The following is a 3017-nucleotide window of genomic DNA, read 5'->3' on the forward strand; positions in this document are numbered from 1 at the left end:
GCCCCGGCCCCTGCACAGACCGCAACCCCCGCTCCCACCGCGGTGCCGGTGGAGCCCGCCCGCGTGCTGGCGACCCACCCGCATGATCCCGGCGCCTTTACCCAGGGGCTGTTCTTCGCCGATGGCGCGCTGTTCGAAAGCACCGGACAGCCGGGCGAATCGGTGGTCCGCGAAGTCGATCTGGAGACCGGCAAGGTGCGGCGCGAGGTCCGGCTCGACCCGCAATATTTCGGCGAGGGCAGCACCGGCTGGGGCGACACGATCGTCAGCCTGACGTGGAAACATGGCAAGGCGTTCCGCTGGGACCGCAAGACGCTGCGCCAGATCGGTACCTTCACCTATCCCGGCGAGGGCTGGGGGCTGACCCAGGACGGCAAGAGCCTGATCCTGAGCGACGGCACGCCCGAGCTGCGCTTCCTCGATCCCGTTACCTTCGCCGAGCAGCGGCGGATTACCGTCACTTATCAGGGTCGCCCGATCCGGCGGCTCAACGAGCTGGAATATGTGCGCGGCGAGATTCTGGCGAACATCTGGCATCAGGACCTGATCGTGCGAATCGATCCGGCGACCGGGGTGATTCGGGGGATCCTGGACCTGCGCGACCTCGCCGCCGCGGTGCCGGTGACCGATCCGGAGGCCGTCCTGAACGGCATCGCTTATGACGAGCGGACCGGCAAGCTTTACGTCACCGGCAAGGATTGGCCTTCGCTGTACGAGATCGCGCTGCCGTCGCGCTGAACGTTACTTCGCGACGGCACGCGCCCGCCACACCGCGAGCCAGTTGGTCGATCCGCGACAGTCGTCCATCACGCGCTGCTCGGTCAGGCGGAAGCGGGTGCCATCCCACACGAAACTCTGTGCCGTTCCGCAATCCCCGAGTCCGCGCCCCTTGGCGTAGCTGGTCAGTTCGCCCGTCTTGGCATCGAAGCCGGCATTGACCAGCATCGGCGGGCCTTCATTCTCCCCAAAGCCGGTGGCGGCGTCGAAGCGGGCGAGCTGTGCCTTGCCGGCGCGCACGATGTAGGGGACCGAGGAGAAATTATACGCCCCCGCCCCACACGGAATCAGCACCAGCGTCGCGCCGCCGCCCAGTGCAAAGCGTTCGAGATCGGGCAGCGAACCGGGGTCGTAATTCGATGCGCATTCATATCGGCTCCCCAGCTGATCGCGCAGTGCGCGCGACACTGTGGCAGGGGTTCCGGCGGCGCGGACCGCGGTGATCACCGGCAGCGGGGCCGCGGCGGGAACGGTTGCGGCACCGCGCGGACCTTTGGCGACGGCCGCAGTGACGGTCCCCGCGCGGCCCTGCTGCGCATCGATGAAGCGCAGCGATGCCGACGAACCCGCGAGCGACACCCGCGCCACCGCCTTGCCCGAACGGTCGCGGACGAGGAGTGCCTTGCCGTTCACCATCGCGTCGACAAGCGATTGCGCGGCAGCGCCGACCAGTCGCTCGCCGCGCCACACCGCCGCTGCGCCCTCGACCTGAAGGGTCACGCCGACGGGCGCGTCCTCGCCAAACAATTCGACCACCCAGCCCCCGGTCGGCCCGGCGGCACGGGTAAGCGACAGCTGCCAGCGATCATCGGCACCCTCGGCGCTTGCCGACTGGAGCGAGGTCATCTCGCACCGCCGCACATTGTCACACGCCACCGCCCAGTCGCCATAGAGGTTCATCGGCCCGAGCTGCGGGGCGGTCTGGGCGAAGGCGAGCGCGGCGAGGATCAGCATGGCGCGCATTCTAGCGCTTCGCGCACCGAGTCGGTAGGAGGCGCGCAACGGTTCGATGGAGATGGTGATGAAAACAGTTGGCGTGATCGGTGCGGGACAGATGGGCGCGGGCATCGCGCAGGTATCGGCACAGGCCGGCTATCGCGTGTTGCTGTCCGACATGGACCTCGAACGCGCCGAAAAGGGCAAGGCGGGGATTGCCAAGCAGCTCGCCCGCGCGGTCGAGAAGGAAAAGATCACCACGGAGGCGCGCGACGATGCACTCGCCAATATCGAATGCGTCGGCGGGACCGATGCCTTTGCGCCGTGTGATCTGGTGATCGAGGCGGCGACCGAGCGGGAGGAGATCAAGCGCAGCATCTTCACCACCGTCGGCAGGGTGCTGAGCGACACCGCGATCCTCGCCAGCAACACCTCGTCGATCCCGATCACCCGGCTGGCGCAGGCCGCGCCCGATCCCGCGCGCTTCATGGGCGTGCATTTCTTCAATCCGGTGCCGGTGATGGGCCTGATCGAGCTGATCCGCGGCCTCGCCACCAGTGACACGACGGTCGCGGCGGTCGAGGCTTATGGCAAGACGCTGAACAAGCGGATCGTCCACGCCAATGATGCGCCGGGCTTCATCGTCAATCGCGTCCTGATGCCGTTCCTCAACGAAGCCTGCTTTGCGGTGGGTGAGGGCGTGGCCACGATCCCCGATATCGACGCGGCGATCCAGCTGGGCCTCAACCACCCGATGGGGCCGTTCACGCTGGCCGATTTCATCGGGCTCGACACCTGCCTCGAAATCACCCGTGTGCTGTTCGAAGGCACCGGCGACCCCAAGTTTCGCCCCGCCCCGCTGCTGATCAAATATGTCGAGGCCGGCTGGTATGGCCGGAAGACCGGGCGCGGCTTTTACGACTATTCCGGCGCGGAGCCGGTTCCGACGCGGTAGTCGTCCGGAGTCCGCGCGATCAGGCGCCGCTGCCGCATGATCGCGATCCATCCGTCAGGGACAAAAGCAAGTTCGGGGAGATCGTTAAACGCGATCGCTCCGCGCTGCCCCTTAGGGTTCGGCGGCGGCGGGAGCATGCCGGGGCACGGCATTTCGCTAAAGCCCCAGCTGGGGGCGGCTTCGATGACGATGCCGGCCTTGAACTGGCCCTTGTACACGCGGGTAATCTTGAAGCGCGCGCGGCGGTCATCCTGCGCACGCACGATCACGCCCTCCAAGATATTGGCGAAACTGCGCGCGGTTGCCTCAGCGCGCTGCTCATTCGTCGGCGGGGGCGGTGGCTCAATGC

General features: G+C 67.2%; 4 protein-coding genes. 2 read left to right on the forward strand and 2 right to left on the reverse strand.

Features of this window, described 5'->3' with window-relative positions:
* Positions 1–738 (forward strand): glutaminyl-peptide cyclotransferase (locus AX681_RS03475; RefSeq protein ID WP_066681816.1); only part of this gene is annotated, 738 nt, incomplete at its 5' end.
* Between the two features lie 3 nt (positions 739–741).
* Here the strand turns inward: AX681_RS03475 and AX681_RS03480 are convergent.
* Positions 742–1740: a DUF1176 domain-containing protein gene (locus AX681_RS03480; protein ID WP_066656318.1), complete on the reverse strand. Its 999-nt coding sequence runs from the start codon at positions 1738–1740 to the stop codon at positions 742–744.
* A gap of 58 nt (positions 1741–1798) precedes the next feature.
* Between AX681_RS03480 and AX681_RS03485 the strand changes: the two genes are divergently transcribed.
* Positions 1799–2668, forward strand: a complete 870-nt coding sequence (locus AX681_RS03485) for a 3-hydroxybutyryl-CoA dehydrogenase (RefSeq protein WP_066656322.1) — start codon at positions 1799–1801, stop codon at positions 2666–2668.
* On the opposite strand, the gene AX681_RS22310 is transcribed toward AX681_RS03485, so the two are convergent.
* Positions 2635–3017: hypothetical protein (locus AX681_RS22310; protein ID WP_197424224.1), on the reverse strand; the 383-nt coding region annotated here is incomplete at its 5' end. The genes AX681_RS03485 and AX681_RS22310 overlap by 34 nt on opposite strands.

The sequence above is a fragment of the Sphingomonas sp. CCH9-E2 genome, assembly GCF_001557215.1.
Classification (GTDB): Bacteria; Pseudomonadota; Alphaproteobacteria; order Sphingomonadales; family Sphingomonadaceae; genus Sphingomonas.